Source organism: Pseudomonas sp. Leaf129 (assembly GCF_001423465.1).
GTDB classification, from domain to species: Bacteria; Pseudomonadota; Gammaproteobacteria; order Pseudomonadales; family Pseudomonadaceae; genus Aquipseudomonas; species Aquipseudomonas coleopterorum.
Window position 1 is genome coordinate 217,969 of the sequence record NZ_LMOC01000010.1, and the last position, 19,099, is coordinate 237,067.

The following is a 19,099-nucleotide window of genomic DNA, read 5'->3' on the forward strand; positions in this document are numbered from 1 at the left end:
GAATAAGTATACAAGTGGGCAGGTACAAGCCCACTTGTTTGCAGGCGTGAGAAAAGCCTAATTATAACCTCTTATAAAGCGCTCGATTAAATGCTTCAGCCAAGTGCCTACGGTTACTGGCGTCCTCCATTATGGAGGTATGCCCGCCTGGAATAGCAACCGATCTCATAGCCAAATCAGGCAAAAGTTCTCTCCACCCGCTTACCATATCAACCCGCGGCAGAGAAGTGCGCTCACGATCAGCCGCGTAGAAGTGATGAAGGTCGACCGTCAACGGGGAAGGCTTATAGGAGCCGGCAATCTGCGAGAAATGATAAATAGCTTGCCATTTTGCTGTTTCCAGCGATATGTCTGCGTTTAACTCATAGTCTCCCAGGTTCTGTGCTTTTTTAATCAGCTCAGCAAGATCGTCATCCGAATTTAATACATTAAATTTATGTCTTTCTGACTCGGAAGCTGTTGCCTTAACATGCTCAATAAAGTAGTGATTGATATTCTGTTTTTTATAAAGTAACTTATGCGGCGCAGGAATATCAATAAGTCCTAAAAATTCAACGTTGGCCTCTGTGCATATAAGCGCATGGGCGATGGCATAAGCGAGAATCCCTCCAGAGGAATACCCCGCAATGCGATAAGGCCCTTCAGGCTGGATCGCCTGGATGAGCGGTATCATTCTTTCGGCCATATTCTCTATCGAATGAGGCGGAGGGTTACCGATGGCTGACCACGGCAATACATGGATCGGGCAGCTAGCGCGAATTTGTTGGGCCAGCGAAATAACATACGAGTAATCGGCCAATCCCGAGGGCACGAAAAAGACCGTGGGCTCAGTCCCACCAGCGCGCACGGTGATTGCGCCGATCTGCGGGTTAAACACAGGGGACTGTGCGATCTGATTGGCAAGGTTAGCCAATCGCGGGTGTTCAAAAATGTCGCTCAACAAACACTCCAAACCATAACTCCTGACGTCCTGCATCAGTTGGACAGCCATGAGCGAATGGCCGCCGATGGCGAAGAAGTTGTCATGGCGACCCACCTGCTCAAGCCCGAGCAATTCTGACCAAATCGCTGCCAGTATCGTCTCGGTCTCACCTTGCGGCGCCTCATACGCCGCATGGGCAAAGGCTTCGCCTTCAGGAGCAGGCAATGCCCGCCGATCAAGCTTGCCATTTGGGGTTAGTGGCAAACTTTCAATCAGCACAAAGGCAGACGGCACCATGAAGTCGGGTAGACGTTCACTCAGGTAATCACGCAGTCGTCCTGCAAGCGGTATACCTACCTCCCGGTCGGCCGTAGGTATAACGGCATCCTTTCCCGCGTCACCTGGCTTAGCCACTACGTAGGCGACCAGTCTATTGTCGGGCTTTACGCCCTGCACCTCTACAACCGCCTCGCAGATAGAGGGATGCTCGGTCAGTCTGGTCAAGATTTCACCCAACTCAATTCGCAAGCCACGGATCTTGATCTGGTCGTCATTGCGGCCCAGAAACACTAGGTTTCCGTTCGGGAGGTAACGGGCCAGGTCCCCCGTCTTATACATACGTGCGTCAAGCTTGCCGGCAAATGGATCGAGCAAGAAGCGCTTATTCGTCAGTTCGGCAAGGTTCAGATACCCACGCGCAACACCCATGCCCCCGATGTACATCTCACCCACCGCACCCAGCGGAACAGGCTCGCCACGTGCGTCCAGAAGGTAAATTCGTGTGTTTGAAATCGGACGGCCTATCGGAACCGGATCAACATCATCAGAGGAACAGCGATGGACCGCCGCCCAGACTGTCGCCTCCGTCGGACCATACTCATTGAATAACTCAACCGCAGTAAATGCTGAGGCCAGTTCCTGGATCAGCTTGGCAGGACACACTTCACCTGCCATGATCACCTGACGCAGTTTTCCATATCCAAGTTGGGCGACTTTCGGCAAAACCACTTTTGCGAGAGATGGCACCAGCAGCACTGAGGTTACGTTGTTTTCAATCAATAGGCGGCTGATGACGTGTGGATCTACGACGGCTTCGCTGCCTGGTAAACACAAGGTACCACCGGTTGTTAACGTTCCAAAAATGCCTGCTACGGAACTGTCAAACGCCATGGATGACAGCAGCAGAAATACAACGTCGATACTTGGCTTATAGGCCGTGGTTCTTGCTAATGTCGATGCGATTAATCCACGGTGTTCAATCATTATCCCCTTAGGTTGGCCGGTTGAACCCGAGGTATAGATCACATAAGCGAGGTTGCGGGGTGTCAGGCCGGGGAGCTGGAAATTAGCATCAGCGCTCGTCAAGATTTCATTGGGATCAAGCACGGTATAGAGCTGCAACGCCTCACCCAGCACCCGCCGCCCGGCCGCATCGGCCAGTACTAGGGCCGGCGCCGCATCGGCAAGAATGTAAGCCAGTCGATCTCCGGGATAAGCTGGGTCAAGCGGCACATAGGCGCCGCCCGATTTCAGGATCGCCATAACACTAATAACCATCGCAGTAGAGCGTTCGACACAGATCGCCACCCGTTGGTCTGGCCTAACGCCCCATTCAACCAGCCGATGTGCCAGTCGATTGGCCCTGGCATTGAGCTCACCGTAAGTGAGCGCCTCGCCCTCAAAGATCAGCGCCGTTGCCTCGGGAGTGCGCGCCACTTGCGCCTCAAACAAATGATGAATGCATAGATGATCCGGGCTGGATGCGTCCGTCGCATTCCACGTCTCGAGCAACAATGTGCGTTCACACGCAGGCAAGACGTTCACCTGTCGAACCGGGCGGTGCGGCGAGTTCTCCAAGGTCTGCGCTAGACTGTGCAGCGCCTCTTCCATATAGCTACACACACGATCAGAATCGAACGGCGTGACCACTTGGGTCGTCAACCCGAGGGAGTGACCGAAATCCTCAACGGACAATGTAAGCGGATAATTGGTCCGCTCTTGTTCACTCAAGAATTCAACACCCGGCATTTGCCCAATGGTCTGGACAATGTTGTTCGCACCCGCAAGATCATTGTGCCGATAGTTGAGCAATGCGCTGAACAGCGGTGTGCCTGTAGCGACCCCACTGCACCTTTGTGCCAGGGCAAGCGAGGCATGCTCGTGGGCGAGCAACTCAGCCAGACGGGAATGAGCCTGCTGGACACTCTCAGCGGTATCAACGCCGCCAGAGTCAAGTCGGATCGGCAGCGTGTTGATGAACATGCCCATGGCCCGATCTGAACCGTGGCCCGCTTGCATGCGGCCAAACAGCACTGTACCAAACACGATCTTTTCTTGGCCGCTAGTGCGCGCCAGCACTTGCGCAAAAGCAACGTGACACACACTGGCGAGACTCACCTTCAATCGCCTCGCCTGCACTCGCAGCCGATCATTGAGTTCGGCGGAGATCATGCGGTGAGTCTGGCCCACCTGCGCGCCGTCCAGATGCACTTCCGCCAATCCAAAGGGCAGTGTGGGCTCTTCTATGTCAGCCAGCATAGACCTGAAAAAACGTTCATGTTCCGACGCGCTTCTACCCAACCGCACCTGCCCGATCAGGTTTCGGAACGGTTGAGGCGGCAGCAGCTTCTCCCCGCGATTGGCGAGGAAAGCCTGCACTTCGTTATAAAAAAACTGCAATGAAGAAGCATCGTCAATCAAATGATGCTGCAGTTGCGTCACAATGAAGCGGCTTGCGACAGGGTCATGGGCAACGATAAAGCGCAGCACCGGCGCTTGGGTCAGGTCAATCCGGTGCCGACATGAATCAAAGCGCCGGGAAAGCTGCTCAGTGGTGGGGCCGTCCGCCAGATCAAGAACTACATCAGTGACTGAGAGTGGAGCCTGTCGCCAGACAACCTGTGCGGCGCGAGACAATCCACCCCAAACAAAGGCGGTACGCAAAATGTCGTGACGGTCTACGACCTGTTGAACGGCGCAGAGGTAGCGTTCTAGTGTTTCACGATCAGCAAAGGCCATCTGTGCGACCAGCAAATAGGGGTCACCCTCCTTTGCCAACATGTGGTGGAACAGGATGCCGTCCTGCATGGGTGAGAGCGCATAGATATCCTGGATGTTGGCTGCTCCCCCAGGTACCTGTGAAACGATCACATCAATGTCCGATTGGCCGAGATCGATCAGCGGCAACAGGTCGGGCGTGATTTTGCACGTCTCGGGCTTGATCAGATTGGGCGGCACCATCACCTCGCTTTGTTGGCCAACAGTGCTGGCTAGCACCGACAACACCGGCGTCTGAAACAGATTACGCACCGCAAGGCTCAAGCCTTGGCGGCGCAGCCGCTCGATCAGCCGTACCGCCAGAAGCGAGTGGCCGCCCAGGGCAAAGAAGTTGTCATGGCGACCAACGTGTTCAACGCCAAGGAGCTCTGACCATATCCAGGCAAGGGTTACCTCAATCTCGCCCAACGGCGCCTCGTAGAGCGCATGGTCAAAAGCATCACCCTCTGGAATTGGCAACGCCCGCCTATCAAGCTTGCCATTGCCCGTCAGCGGTAAGCTTTCCATCCGCACAAAGGCGGACGGCACCATGTAGTCGGGTAAACGGCTGCTCAGATAATCACGCAGCGCCCCAGCTAGCGCCAAGCCAGCCTCGGAGTCCTGCGGCGTGTCCTGAACTTCGGACTGCGCCACCACGTAAGCAACCAGGCGCTTGTCGGCCTCCTCGCCTTGTGCCACCACCACCGCCTCACGTATGGAGCGATGCTCGGCCAATCGGGCCGCAATTTCACCCAATTCAACCCGGAAGCCGCGGATCTTGATTTGGTCGTCATTGCGACCCAGATACGCCAGATTGCCGTTCGGAAGATAACGGGCCAGATCCCCCGTTTTATACATTCGCGCGTCAGGTTTACCAGCGAAGGGATCGTGCAGGAAACGCTCTGCTGTCAGTTCGGGGCGGTTCAGATATCCACGCGCCACACCGGCACCGCTGACGTACATTTCACCTGCAGCTCCCATCGGAACGGGCTGGCCGAACGTATCGAGAAGGTAGAGACTCAAATCCGGCAGACGCTGACCGATCACGCTATGGTCTTGTCCCGCATCGGATGAAGTCAGCGGGTAATAGGTGACGTGAACCGTGGTTTCCGTGATCCCGTACATGTTCACCAGTTGCGGGGCAGATTCGCCACGCACGTCATACCAGTGGCGCAGGGTGGACGGTTGCAGCGCTTCGCCACCAAAAATGACATAGCGCAGCCGGTCNACCAGTTGCGGGGCAGATTCGCCACGCACGTCATACCAGTGGCGCAGGGTGGACGGTTGCAGCGCTTCGCCACCAAAAATGACATAGCGCAGCCGGTCTGTTGACGGTCGTACGTATTTCATCAAGGCTGTGAAGGCGCTCGGGGTCTGGTTCAGTACGGTGACGCCTTGCTCACAAATCAGCTGGTAGAACGCGTTCGGTGAACGGGTAATGGCATGCGGAACCAGCACCAACGTGCCGCCATAACGAAGGGCGCCCCACAGTTCCCAGACCGAGAAGTCGAAAGCGAAAGAGTGGAACAGGCACCAGACGTCACTGGCCCCAAAACCAAAGTCGGCGCGTGTAGTGTCGAACAGGCGCACCACCTGAGCATGCTCGATCATTACCCCTTTGGGCTGTCCGGTAGAACCCGAGGTGTAGATGATATATGCGAGATTTTTAGGGGTAAGACCTGGAACTTCAGGGTTAGCGTCGGCCCCGATCAACGCTTCAGCGTGGGCCTCATTGGGATCAAGTGAGGTTTGTGCCTGCAAAGCGTTCCCGAGCGCACGGCGCCCGGCCGCATCAGCCAGCACCAGAGCCGGATCCGTATCGCCAAGAATGAACGTCAGTCGCTCGCCCGGATACTCCGGATCGAGCGGCACATAGGCGCCACCCGCCTTGAGGATCGCCATCATGCCAACAACCATTGCAGCAGAGCGCTCGACACAGATCGCCACTCGCTGGTCAGGCTTGACGCCAAAGGCAATCAGCCGATGCGCCAACCGATTAGCCCTGGCGTTGAGCTCGCCATAGCTGAGCAACTCGCCCTCAAAGACCAGTGCCGTTGCCTCAGGATTGTGTGCAGCCCGCTCCTCGAATAGCTGATGGATACACAGATGAGCCGTGCAGAATTCATCCATCGAGTTCCATGTCTTGAGCAACAAAGTGCGCTCAGACACATCAAGCAGGTCTATTTTAGCGACAGTCTGGCGGGCATCCCGGGTCATCTCGGCAAGTGCAGTCTTCAAATAACCCACATGGCGTTCTATCGTGGCAGCATCAAACAACGCCGTCGCATAGCTGACAGCCCCCACGATTTGATCGCCCGCCTCGGTCAGGTTCAGCTCCAGGTCGAACCGGCTTACTTCATAGCCAGAACCCACCGGGCTGGCTTCAAGACCGGGCAAGGCCCATTGGCCTGCATCGTAGTTTTGCCAGGCAAATACGACCTGAAACAGTGGTGTATGGCTCAAACGTCTAGGCGGCTGGATTATCTCTACCACCTGCTCGAACGGCAGATCCTGATTATCCTGGGCCTTGAGTGCCCGCTCGCGCACCCGCGCAATAAGGTCGGCAACGCTGGGGTTGTCGCCAAGGTCAATCCGCAGTGCCAATGTGTTGACGAAGAAGCCTATCAGCGGCTCGATGTCGCAATGGCCCCGGTTGGCACTTGGTACACCGATTACAATATCGTCCTGCCCTGACAGGCGTGACAGTACTGCCGCCCAGGCAGACAACACGGTCACGAATAGCGTGACACCCTGCTGCTGACTGAAGCGCTTGAGGGCCGTAGTCAGTTCTACGCTAAATTTGATCGGCACAAAGGCACCCATAAGGGATTGTCGCTCAGGTCGACGTCGGTCTGTTGGCAGGTCGAGCAGCGTTGGCGTATCGGCCAGTGCCTGTTTCCAGTACGCCGCCTGCTCGTTCAAGCGCTCTCCCGACAGCCATTGGCGCTGCCAGGCGGCATAGTCCGGATACTGGATTGCCAGTGGCGGCAATGGACTGGCCTGATGGTTGCTGAACGCCGAGTACAGCGCACTCAGCTCACGCAAAAGTATGCCGAGCGACCAGCCATCCGCGACGATGTGGTGTTGTGTGAGTAGCAATACTTGCTCCTCAGCGGATGTGGCGTCAGGCACCTGGATCAGGCTAGCCCGAATCAGCGGGCCTGCTGCGAGATCAAAGGGCGCCCGAGCCTCTTCGGTGCAGAGCCTTGCAAGCTCGGTTTCTGCGTCCCCCCCAAGATCAATCTCGCGCAGTGGCAAGCCTTGGTCGCTGGGCAGCAGACGCACTTCGACCTCGTCCTCTTGGGTGACAAAGACCGAGCGCAATACCTCATGGCGCGACCAAAGTGCATCAAGGGCCTGCTGCAAGACCGTCATGTTCATCTGACCACGCAATCTCAACGCCAAGGGGATGTGATAGGCGTCGCTGATCCCACTGTCGAGTTGCGCCAAGAACCATAGTCGCTGCTGAGCGAAGGACAGCGGCAAGGGCTCATCGCGAGAGAGGGGCCGGATTGATGAGCGCGCCACAGCGCCAGCGTCAAGCCGGGCTTCAATTGCCAGAGCCACATCCATGAGGGTTGGAGAGGCGAACAAGATTGCAAGCGGCAATTCAGCCCCAAAAGCTGCTATGCGACTGACCAGCCGCACGGCCGTGAGCGAATGTCCCCCAAGGGCGAAGAAGTTGTCATGGCGACCGACCTGTTCAACGCCAAGCAGTTCAGACCAGATCCCGGCAAGGAGGACCTCTATCTCGCCCAGCGGCGCCTCATAGGCCTCACGGGCAAAAGCGTCCTTCTGCGGATCAGGCAAAGCGTTGCGATCAAGCTTGCCGTTGGCCGTCAGGGGGAAGCTTTCCATCTGCACAAAGGCAGACGGCACCATGTAGTCGGGTAAACGGTTGCGAAGGTAATCAAGCAGTGTTCCCGCCAGCACCAAGCCAGCTTCAGAGGCTATCGATGCGTCCTGGACCCCGGACTGAGTCAAAATATAAGCAAGCAGGCGCTTGTCGATCTCCTCGCCTTGCGCCACTACCACCGCCTCGCGGATGGAGGGATGCTCGGCCAATTTAGCCGCAATCTCTCCCAGCTCAATCCGGAAACCGCGGATCTTCACCTGGTCGTCATTGCGGCCTAGAAACGCCAGACTGCCGTTCGGAAGATAACGGGCCAGGTCCCCTGTTTTGTACATCCGCGCTTCAGGTTTACCAGCGAAGGGATCGTGCAGGAAACGCTCTGCCGTCAGCTCGGGGCGGTTCAGATAGCCGCGCGCCACACCGGCGCCTCCGACATACATTTCACCCACTTCCCCCATCGGAACAGGCTGACCATGCGCGTCCAGAAGATAGAGATTCAGGTCCGGCAGACATTGACCTATCACGCTGTCGGCTTGTTGCGCATCGGATAAAGTCAGCAGGTAATAGGTGACGTGAACCGTGGTTTCCGTGATCCCGTACATGTTCACCAGTTGCGGGGCAGATTCGCCACGCACGTCATACCAGTGGCGCAGGGTGGACGGTTGCAGCGCTTCGCCACCAAAAATGACATAGCGCAGCCGGTCTNAGGTAATAGGTGACGTGAACCGTGGTTTCCGTGATCCCGTACATGTTCACCAGTTGCGGGGCAGATTCGCCACGCACGTCATACCAGTGGCGCAGGGTGGACGGTTGCAGCGCTTCGCCACCAAAAATGACATAGCGCAGCCGGTCCGATGACGGTCGTACGTATTCCATCAAGGCTGTGAAAGCGCTCGGGGTCTGGTTCAGGACGGTGACGCCTTGCTCACAAATCAGCTGGTAGAACGCTTTCGGTGAACGGGTAATGGCACGCGGAACCAGCACCAACGTGCCGCCATAACGAAGAGCGCCCCACAGTTCCCATACCGAGAAGTCGAAGGCGAAAGAGTGGAACAGGCACCAAATGTCACTGGCCTTGAAACCGAACGATGGATGTGTGGTGTCGAAAAGGCGCGCCACCTGCGCATGCTCGACCATGACTCCTTTGGGTTGACCGGTTGAACCTGAGGTGTAGATGATGTAGGCAAGGTGGCTGGGGGCAAGGCCGATGACTCCAGGATTGGCGTCCGCTTTAGCGTGGACATCTCGGGGGTCGAGGACGGTATAAGCCTGCAAAGCAGCCCCGAGCGCATGGCGCCCGGCCGCATCAGCCAGCACCAACACCGGGGCCGTATCGCCAAGAATGAACGCTAGCCGCTCCCCCGAGTTCGCCGGGTCAAGCGGCACATAGGCGCCGCCCGCCTTGAGGATCGCCATCAGACCAACTATCATCGCCGGGGAACACTCGACACAAATGGCTACTCGCTGGTCAGGCCTGACGCCCAAAGCAATTAGTTGATGCGCCAACCGATTAGACCTAGCGTTGAGTTCGCGATAGCTGAGCATCTCGCCCTCAAAGACCAGTGCTGTTGCCTCAGGGCTGCGCGCAACCTGCGCCTCGAATAGCTGATGAATACACACATTAACAGAATGCTCAGACGTAACTTGGTCGTGCATCTTTGGCTCCATGCGTGAAGAAGGTCACTTCTGTCGATTGGTTGCACTTACATGAGATGAGTGCAAATTTGGGAGTGTTTTCCATGACTCCCATCTGCCATAAGCCTCAACTAATGAGCAGCAGAGTGGCGAATGTTTCAACTAATCACTAGCTATCATATGAGTCGAGCGTATTTGCCGACTCATATAGCTAGTGCCGTCACACATTGCCAAATCCACGCCTTTAGTAAGCATCAGGCAGGTTGCAGCTAAAAGCTGAATTACTTTCGCTTGTCCACAAGAATATCCGTGGTCAGATAAGCTATGACATTTCTTTTCTGCGTTAGAGGTCCACAAAAATCTTTAAGATTCCTCAGGAAAAAATTTTGATCGGATTACAGCTACGAAACCCATCGGAACCAAGAGTCCGCCACTGGCACATGAAAGTCAATGCCGGTCAAAAACTCACGTACTACGTGCAAGCCACGTTTCCCGCGATTGGAACGGCGGCTTTAGAGATGATCTGAGCACCCTGCGAAGTTAAGCTTCCGCAGATTGTTTTGCTAAAAAATGAAATATAATGTGTCAAGCATATCCTCTCATCTGTACTGTGTTTCTATGTATCTCGAGTGTCGTTACTTACTGTGCCTGCAATTGCCGAGTGCGCAAACCCCCGGGGTAGAGCCATCTCTGTACGGCAAGCGGTTTTTCACGGAAATATGCTGTTACTTCAAAGATAATCTGTATGGTTCTGATGGCACTTTGCAGCGATCCCTTCCGCTCGCGCCTGCCTCCCCTGCGCTTGAAAGTCCAGTTGCGCGCAGCATAAGGTGAGCGTTTCATGAATGACAGGAAGGACTCGCGCCATAGCACACGGCGCTTATATGGAAGTCGATGGAATTGCAGGTGAGGCTGAAGACGACAATTTTGAAGAGCGGCTAGAAACAACTTGGAACAACCCTGCTCGTAATCAGTCGACGTCAGTACGTCCTGGAGCTGCTGCGCAGCCGCGGCGCGATCTAAGCGTCGCGAAGCGTCAAAAGACCCCGCCCCGGCGGGGTCTTTTGTTTACGGTGACTAACTGTCTACCACCGGGCAGGGCGCTCAACGGTGCCTGATGCGCTTTCATACATTCTTGAAGGCGCCAGCTCCCATGACCCCTCTTCTTTCCCTGAGCGGTGAAGTCGCTCGATCCGCACCATTGGCCAGCAGTGTCAGCAAGCATTTCGCCAGCCGCCCCTCGTTGCGCGACGTGGCATTGCAGGTGCTGACGACTCAGTTCGCCATCCAATACCCCACGCTGGATGTGGACTTTTCCCATGTTCATCTGTTCGAGCCCATCGGTACGACGAGCGCAACATCGTTCGCTGGGTATCGCAAGCTGTTGCTGGCCGATGCCCTGATCGACCGCTATCTGCACGATGAAAATATCACCCTCGTTCAGGGCTACCACTTTCTCACTGCACAGGCAGGTGCCGAAAACCCGAGCGCGCTGGCCGTGGACATGACTCAGGTGCAGGGTATCGTCAACGAGTGGGGCCCGCAGATACTGCAAGCCTACAGCGAAGCGTTGTGTACTTACTGGGACGCGACCGAGTCGACGGGAGGCAATCGCTGGCAATGGCTGGGCAGCGCGCTGCAGTTCAGGCTCCAGCACAGCATCGAACGCGAGCAGACGGCAGGTCGCCTGAGCAACGACCAAGGCGCTACTGCCATGCTGCTGGTCACGATGCCAGGCGCCCGTCAGCGCGCGCTGTACGCTGCAGACACCATCGAAGCGAGCCTGGTCAGTGTCCAGGCCATGGGCGTGCCGTTGCAGCGCCGCGCCGAACTCACCCACGCCTTGATCATCCGCCGGCGGGTCGGCAGCCAGGGCGGCGAAGTGTTGCTGATGTACACTCCGGTCAACGGGCTTGAGAGCTTCCCGACCTTACAGGCGATGGCCGATGCATTCGCCATGCACCTGGGGCATGCGGTCACCGGCCCGGCGCTGGAGCTGGCGCTGTATTCGCCCACGGGCAACATCTTCGAGGCGCAGGCCCAGGCCATTCTGGAGCAACAACTCGAAGCGGTGCAGACACTGGGGACTTATTGCCGAACCAATGGCCTCGGGGCAGGGGCTCTGGAGCGGGGCACCGAGCATGTGACATTCCTGTTCGATATCGACAGCGCTGAAGAGCGCGCCCGCCTGCAAGCCGTGCAGGAGGGTTTGCCAGCATGGCTGACGAAGGCCGATGATGCGCAACGCCGAGAGTTCTCGTTGTACTTGGCAACGTTGGCCACCTTGCGCGAACAGCAGCAACAGGCATCGTTTCTGGACGGCATCCCCACCATCACCGACTTCACCGAACAAGCGCTGATCAGACAGATCGCCCTGGACCATCCGCATGCAATGCTCGGCGCTGTCGATGACATCGAAGTGCATATCCTGACGGTGCCGAACGCGCAGTTGAGCATCGTCAATGCCGGTGACATGACCTTGGAGGATCATGTCATCAGCCTTGTGGACCTTGCTCTTTACAACCTCTCGGGCCGACCTCAGGGGCGCTTGCTGATCCAGCCCAAGGCGGGTGTCACGCTGCCTGCCTGGGTCGACGAGACCAGTATCCAGGCCTTGGTCACCAGGACCGACGCCGCAGGCGGCTACCTGGCGTTGCTCAAGGAGAAACTGCTGCAAGACCCCGTCGAGTCCACTCGGCGCCAGGGCTTGTTCGCCAGTCAGTTGCAGTGCCAATTACCCATGCTGGCGTTGGAAAACAGCATCCGCGGGCTGTGCGGGTTCACCCGCCTGGGCTGGAAGTACGTGGCCGGGGTCATGGAAGCCCCAGGCAACGCTGAAATCGAAGGCATCAGTGTGGGCATTCAGGCGCTGGGCATCCTGCCAGCGGCGGACATGAAGGTCGACAGGGTCTGCAACATGTATGTCATCGCCGCCACCGACGGTTCCGGTCTGCAGGTGTTGTACCGCCCTCTCATGCAGCCGACGTTGATTCAATACTCGGACCGCGCGGCTCTGTTCGAGGCCATCGCCGAGGAGGGCGAGGTGCAACGTAGCGTGCTCGACTGGCTCGATGCCCCGGCCCGTGCCCGATACGCCAACGGTGGCTTTCATCAGCCGCACCTGGTGCGGTTCGGCCAAGGTTCGGACTATGCGCCGCTCAGCGTTCCTGTTGCAGCCACCTTGAAGGGCATCGCCCTGGGTGGCGATGTATTGGCCGAGCTGTACCAAGGCAGCGCGAATGCCCTGATCACGGTGGCTGATCGGCAGTCGATTTCCAGTGAGGAAAGCCGCTGGATCGGTTATCGCGCGCTGGGCTGGACGGTTTTCAACGCGCTCTTGCCCGTTCTTTCGGGACCCTTGGCCACCGCTGGCTGGCTGATCCAGGCCATGGCCGCGAGCAACGTCACGTTGGTCGCGCAGGCCAGCGGCGACAAGACTGCGGCAGATGATCAACTGGTGGATCTGCTCTTCAACATTGCGTTGGTATTGCTGATCCATACCTCCGAGCAGGCCATGGCGATCCGCGAGTTTCGCCAGCCGGTACTGCCGGTGCCTGCGAAGGCGGTGGTGACGACGCAGTTATCACTGACACCGGTGCAGGCCTTCGACGCCAACGCCCACCTGAGTTTTTCCTGGGCGCGTGCCCAGCACCGGCTCAGCCCCGAGGATGCCACTGCGTTGGCCAGCTACCGCGTTGCTGCTCCGCAGCCGATGCCCGAGCCTCTGCCACATGGTGCGTTGCGCGGTTTGTACCTGGATGGCGAGCGCTGGCTGTTGCCACTGGAGGGGCATTTCTATCAGGTCATGGTCGATGATGGGCAGGTGCGCATCATCGATGCCGCTCGCCCGCAGACACCGGGGCCCTGGGTGGAGCGCGATGAAGTCGGGCGCTGGCGTTTGGATCTGCATTTGCGTCTACGCGGCGGTGGACCCAAGCGCAGCATTGCGGCACTGCGGGCAGCCAATCGACAGCGGATGCAGGCCTGCGACCAGCAGATTATTGAATTCAACCAGAAGCGCTCGTCTTTGCACGAACAGGTCAACGCGGTATTGCGCAAGGTCAACCGTGCCTTCGAGGCCAAGGACAGCGAACGCCTCAGAGGGCTGCGCAATGCCCTGAGCGAGGCGACCGGCAATTATCTTGCCGCGTTGCGCCAGGTACTGGCGGTCAGTCTGGAGCTCAACCAGCTCGAGCCCTACGGCAACCGTGCCAAGGAGCAGGCCAGCCTGCTGTTCCAATTGTGTGAGGTGGGCCAGGAAGAGGTCATCAACCTGCGCTACAAAAGCCTGGATTATCGCGACAGGGCCGATGACATCAGTGCGCTTCTGGACGGCTCAGACATGAGCGAGCAGCAGTCTCGACTGTTTTTCGATTATGTCAGCGACAGTATCGATATCCTCGACAAGCAGGTTCAACTGAGCAAAGAACTCACCCAGTGGAAAGAGCAGCTGCGGCGCATGCCGATCGAAGGCGCGACAGCACTGGAGAAACTGGCCGCAAACTGGATCGAGGCATTGTCGATCCGACGCTGGATCGGCCTGCTGGTGGATGGCCTGGCGCTGACCAGCATCCGCCATATCGCCACCTCGCAAGTGGCTGATCGGATGATGGACTCGGTGGCCGAGCCGGTTCGCCTGGCGGCGCAGACCCATGCCGCGCTGGAAGAAACCGCCGAATACTCCCTCAACGATCGGGTCGAATTGCTCAACAGTCTGGACCTGCAATATGAGGCTGCCCAGCAATCCCTGGCGTTCTATACCAATGAGCATGGCGAGCAGTTGCACGAGCCTGCGCGTCTGCGCCTGGCCGGCCTGATTCAGGAATTGCGCGACAGTGCCCAGGCCGCGCTGGTGCCGCTGATTCGCGAACAGTTCAAGATGACCCGCAAGCAGCGCCAGCAGGCGCGTCACAAGAATATCTTCGTGACCCGTCACAGAGGGCTGGTGGTCGGGCAGCGTCGGACCAAGGTTACCGTCACCGATCGCGACATCGTCGACGTGATCGACCCCATCGAAAAGAAAGTCCTGGCCTCGTTTGGCAAGGATCCGGCACAGGCTGATTGGGAGGCGGTGGAAACACCCGCGGCGGCGCGTCCACGACCGGCGAGCCGCTCGCTGAAAACGGCGATCCGGCGTGGCAACCAGCTGTTGCAGGGTGCCGACCAGCAGACCCGCACGGCCTGGAAGGAAGCGCAAAAGCCCTATCTGCCGGTGGAGGTCGAGGATCGGCTACGGCTGTACGCACAGCAGTTGAATGAGGCGGCCGATGCCGTCGAACAGCAACTGACCCGCGACAATGAGGTGGACGAGGCCACCAGCCAGCAGACATCAGCCCATGGTCGCGCGCAGCTGTTTCGTAACAAGGCCGCCGAGTTGATCGAGCAAGGACGCCTGATCCGCATTCATATGGTCAAGTGGCAGCCCCCGGCGGCGGCTCGGGTTGACTACCTGTACCGTCAGGGTGCAGCACGGATCAGCCGCGTGGGGGCTCGCAGCAAGCTCAAACGCTCGCCCGGCTATCTGGAGGAATACCTGGTGGCCGACACGGCGGGAAAACCCTTGTGGTACGCCCACTTTCACTACGCGCATCCACGCGGCCCTCGTGATGCCTACACCGCGGCACACTTGAAAACCGTGGAGCAACGCTTCGACGGAATCGAGAAGCAAAAGACCGACGAAGCAACCCACGGCAAATGGATCGGGATACTGCGCAGCGAAATCGCGCCGCCTTACGATGAGGTGTACCTGGCGCTCTGAGCCTGGCGCTCGGCCTATCGTTGGCCGGGGCATGAAAAAAACGGAGCCTGATGATTCAGGCCCCGTCTTTTTTTTGCCGCATTCTTCACACTGATTGAACGTGCAGCCTTACTTGCGCTTCAACCCATACTGCTCGTCCAACATGCCAGGCGAGTTCGCTGCCTTGGGCGCGTAATCGCGTGGCGGCTCCGCATCGCGCGGCGGTGTCAGGCGCTCGCGGTGGGGCTGCGGCGCGTCCGAATGCAGGGCGGCGAGCAAGCGCTGGCGAGTGAGTTCGTCCAGGGCCAGACGGTCGGCGCCTTCGGCCAGGTGATCCTGCACTTCCTGATAGCTCTGGGTCAGTTTCTTGACCAGGATCGCGGTGCTGTTGAAATGGGTGACCACCTCGTTCTGGTAGGTATCGAAACGTTCCTGGATATCATCGAGCTGACGCTGTGTGCCATTGGGCACGGCACGGGGTGCCAGGCGCGCAACGGCAAAACCGATGACCACACCGACCACCAGGGCCAGGGTTGGCAACAACCAAACTAAGAGCGAGAGTTCCACGAGTCCTTCCTCTATAAACGGCTTTGCTTTACGTTAACGGCTCGGACCTGCGCTGTATACCGCGCACTTGCGCAATTTCACAGGCCAGAATCTTCCAGCTAGACGAGTCGACCCCTGTTAGGGTCACGGAGTTCACCCCTTGCTCATCCGCGAAACCGCAGTTTTCATCGACGGCCCGCAGGGCCCACTCGAAGCGTTGTACCTCGACACCGCCGATGCTACGGGCATTGCCTTGATCTGCCACCCCAATCCGGTACAGGGCGGGACCATGCTCAACAAGGTGGTGTCTACCTTGCAGCGCACCGCCCGCGATGCCGGCATGCTGACGCTGCGCTTCAACTACCGCGGCGTCGGCGCCAGCGCCGGAAGCCATGATATGGGCAGCGGCGAAGTCGACGATGCCTGGGCCGTGGCCCGCTGGCTTCGAGCGAAACACCCCGAACTGCCGCTGACGATTCTGGGCTTTTCCTTTGGCGGTTTCGTGGCAGCCACCCTGGCCGGCCGCCTGGAGGCTGAAGGCGAGGCGGTGCAGCAGTTGTTCATGGTCGCTCCAGCGGTGATGCGGATAACCGAGCGCTTGCCGCAGCAGGCCACGTTGACCGTGATCCAGCCGGATGCCGACGAAGTGGTCGATCCACAGCTCGTCTACGACTGGTCCGACAAGCTCGAGCGCCCCCACGAGCTGCTGAAAGTGGCAGAATGCGGGCACTTTTTCCACGGCAAGCTGACCGACCTCAAGGATCTGCTGCTGCCGCGTCTTTCGAACTGATGCCCGTCCACGGCTCCTGAACAAGAATCGACCCATGACCACTCGTATCCTGACCGGTATCACCACCACTGGCACGCCTCACCTTGGCAACTATGCCGGTGCCATCCGCCCGGCGATCGTTGCCAGTCGCCAGAGTGACGCCGACTCGTTCTATTTCCTGGCCGATTACCACGCCCTGATCAAATGCGATGACCCGCTGCGCATCCAGCGCTCGCGTCTGGAAATCGCGGCCACCTGGCTGGCGTCGGGTCTGGATGTGGAGCGGGTGACGTTCTATCGGCAGTCCGATATCCCGGAAATCCCGGAGCTGACCTGGCTGCTGACCTGCGTGGCCGCCAAGGGCCTGCTCAACCGCGCCCATGCCTACAAGGCGTCGGTGGACAAGAACGTCGAAACCGGTGAAGACCCTGATGCCGGCATCTCCATGGGCTTGTACAGCTATCCGGTGCTGATGGCCGCCGACATCCTGATGTTCAATGCGCACAAGGTCCCGGTCGGCCGCGACCAGATCCAGCACGTGGAAATGGCCCGCGACATCGGCCAGCGCTTCAACCACCTGTTCGGCAAGGGCCGCGAGTTCTTCGTCATGCCCGAGGCGTTGATCGAGGAGAGCGTCGCCACCTTGCCCGGCCTGGACGGGCGCAAGATGTCCAAGAGCTACGACAACACCATCCCGTTGTTCACCAGCGCCAAGGACATGAAAGACGCTATCTCGCGCATCGTCACCGACTCGCGCGCGCCGGGCGAAGCCAAGGACCCGGACAATTCGCACCTGTTCACCTTGTTCCAGGCCTTCGCCACGCCCGAGCAGAGCGCCGAGTTCCATGCCGCGCTGCGCGAAGGCCTGGGTTGGGGCGAGGCCAAGGCGCGCCTGTTCAACCTGCTCGATGCCGAGCTGGGTGAAGCCCGCGAGCGTTATCACCACTTCATCGAGCGCCCGGCGGAACTGGAAGACATCCTTCTGGCCGGCGCCGCCAAAGCCCGTGCCGTCGCCACGCCGTTCCTGGGTGAGCTGCGCGAGGCGGTAGGGCTGCGCTCCTTCCGCGAGCAGGTGCAGGTGACCACGGCAGGCAAGAAGAAAGCCGCCAAGGCTGCACGCTTCGTCAGCTTCCGTGACGACGACGGCAGCTTCCGCTTCCGTCTGCTCGACGCCAGCGGCGAGCAGCTGCTGCTGTCGCGCAGCTTCGCCGACGGCAAGGCGGCCGGGCAGGTCAGCAAGCAATTGCAGCAGGGCGGTGAACTGGACATCCGCAGCGATGCCGAAAGCTTCACGCTGTGGCTGGACGGCACCTGCGTGGCCGATGGCCCGACGTTCACCACGACAGAGGCCCGCGATACCGCCACCCAGGCGTTGCGCAAGGCACTGCAGCCCCAAGGGGAGTGATGCGACACCCTGTCGCAAAGCTCATTGCCATTATCCTGGGCCGTCGCTACAGTGACGGCCCGTTTTTGTTGCCTTGCTAACGAATATGACGCCCCTAGAACGATACCAAGCCGATCTCAAACGTCCCGAATTCTTCCACGACGCCGCCCAGGAAAATGCCGTCCGCCACCTGCAGCGTCTGTACGACGATCTGGTCGCCGCCGGGCACAGCAAACCTGGCGTGTTCGGCAAGCTGTTCGGCAAGAAGGAACCCAAGCTGGTCAAGGGGATTTACTTCTGGGGCGGCGTCGGCCGCGGCAAGACCTACCTGGTCGACACCTTCTTCGACGCCTTGCCGTTCGAGCAGAAAGTGCGGACGCACTTCCACCGCTTCATGAAGCGCGTGCACGAGGAACTGAAAACCCTCAAGGACGTGAAGAACCCACTGACGGTGATCGCCAAGCGGTTCTCCGACGAGGCGCGGGTGATCTGCTTCGACGAATTCTTCGTTTCGGACATCACCGACGCGATGATCCTGGGCACCTTGATGGAAGAGCTGTTCAAGAACGGCGTGACGTTGGTGGCGACCTCCAACATCGTGCCCGACGGCCTGTACAAGGATGGCCTGCAGCGAGCGCGCTTCCTGCCGGCGATCGCGCTGATCAAGGAGCACACCGAGATCGTCAACGTTGACAGCGGCGTCGACTATCGTCTGCGTCACCTGGAGCAGGCCGAGCTGTTCCACTCGCCGCTCAACGAAGCCGCCCAGGCGAGCATGCGCGAAAGCTTCAAGGCGCTGACCCACAACAGCACCAAGGTGGTCGAGAACGACCCCCTGATGATCGAGAATCGCGAGATCCGCGCGCTGCGCACCTGCGATGACGTGGCCTGGTTCGAATTCCGCGAGCTGTGCGACGGCCCACGCAGCCAGAACGACTACATCGAGCTGGGCAAGATCTTCAATGCCGTACTGCTCAGTGGTGTCGAGCAGATGAGCGTGACCACCGACGACATCGCCCGCCGCTTCATCAACATGGTCGACGAGTTTTACGATCGCAACGTGAAGCTGATCATCTCGGCCGAAGTGGAGCTCAAGGACCTGTACACCGGTGGACGTCTGAACTTCGAGTTCCAGCGCACCTTGAGCCGCCTGCTGGAAATGCAGTCCCACGAGTTCCTCTCGCGGGCGCACAAGCCCTGACAGACCGCAGGGTCTG

At 58.8% G+C, this 19,099-nt stretch carries 6 protein-coding genes and 2 pseudogenes; 4 read left to right on the forward strand and 4 right to left on the reverse strand.

The genetic code is table 11. The features are described from left to right. Positions 1–61: 61 nt before the first annotated feature. From ASF66_RS22980 to ASF66_RS19710, 3 genes and pseudogenes are all read right to left on the reverse strand, one after another. Positions 62–5,185, reverse strand: a 5,124-nt coding sequence (locus ASF66_RS22980; RefSeq protein WP_236707129.1) for a non-ribosomal peptide synthetase, incomplete at its 5' end; no start/stop codon positions are given. 1 nt (position 5,186) lies between these two features. Next, positions 5,187–8,516: pseudogene (locus ASF66_RS22985) on the reverse strand (condensation domain-containing protein); the annotation flags it as partial. A gap of 1 nt (position 8,517) precedes the next feature. Beyond that, positions 8,518–9,479, reverse strand: a pseudogene (locus tag ASF66_RS19710) (AMP-binding protein); the annotation flags it as partial. 1,120 nt (positions 9,480–10,599) lie between these two features. On the opposite strand from ASF66_RS19710, the gene ASF66_RS19715 reads away from it, so the two are divergent. Then, positions 10,600–15,204: a hypothetical protein gene (locus ASF66_RS19715; protein WP_156463232.1), complete on the forward strand. Its 4,605-nt coding sequence runs from the start codon at positions 10,600–10,602 to the stop codon at positions 15,202–15,204. 108 nt (positions 15,205–15,312) lie between these two features. On the opposite strand, the gene ASF66_RS19720 is transcribed toward ASF66_RS19715, so the two are convergent. After that, positions 15,313–15,750, reverse strand: coding sequence for a YhcB family protein (locus ASF66_RS19720; protein ID WP_049860598.1), 438 nt, complete (start codon positions 15,748–15,750; stop codon positions 15,313–15,315). 139 nt (positions 15,751–15,889) lie between these two features. On the opposite strand from ASF66_RS19720, the gene ASF66_RS19725 reads away from it, so the two are divergent. From ASF66_RS19725 to zapE, 3 genes are all read left to right on the forward strand, one after another. After that, a complete protein-coding gene (locus ASF66_RS19725; RefSeq protein ID WP_056845039.1) occupies positions 15,890–16,519 on the forward strand; it encodes an alpha/beta hydrolase in 630 nt (209 codons plus the stop codon). Positions 16,520–16,553: 34 nt separating this feature from the next. After that, complete coding sequence (locus tag ASF66_RS19730; protein WP_056845040.1) at positions 16,554–17,903, forward strand: tryptophan--tRNA ligase; 1,350 nt, start codon at positions 16,554–16,556, stop codon at positions 17,901–17,903. Positions 17,904–17,988: 85 nt separating this feature from the next. Continuing rightward, positions 17,989–19,083 carry a cell division protein ZapE gene (gene zapE, locus ASF66_RS19735; protein WP_049860601.1) on the forward strand — a complete coding sequence of 365 codons (1,095 nt, stop codon included), beginning with the start codon at positions 17,989–17,991 and terminating at the stop codon, positions 19,081–19,083. The last annotated feature ends 16 nt before the right edge of the window (positions 19,084–19,099 follow it).

Coding starts and splice junctions, on each gene's coding strand:
- ASF66_RS19715 (WP_156463232.1), top strand. CDS start 10,600: ATGACCCCTCTTCTTTCCCTGAGCGGTGAAGTCGCTCGATCCGCACCA.
- ASF66_RS19730 (WP_056845040.1), top strand. CDS start 16,554: ATGACCACTCGTATCCTGACCGGTATCACCACCACTGGCACGCCTCAC.
- zapE (WP_049860601.1), top strand. CDS start 17,989: ATGACGCCCCTAGAACGATACCAAGCCGATCTCAAACGTCCCGAATTC.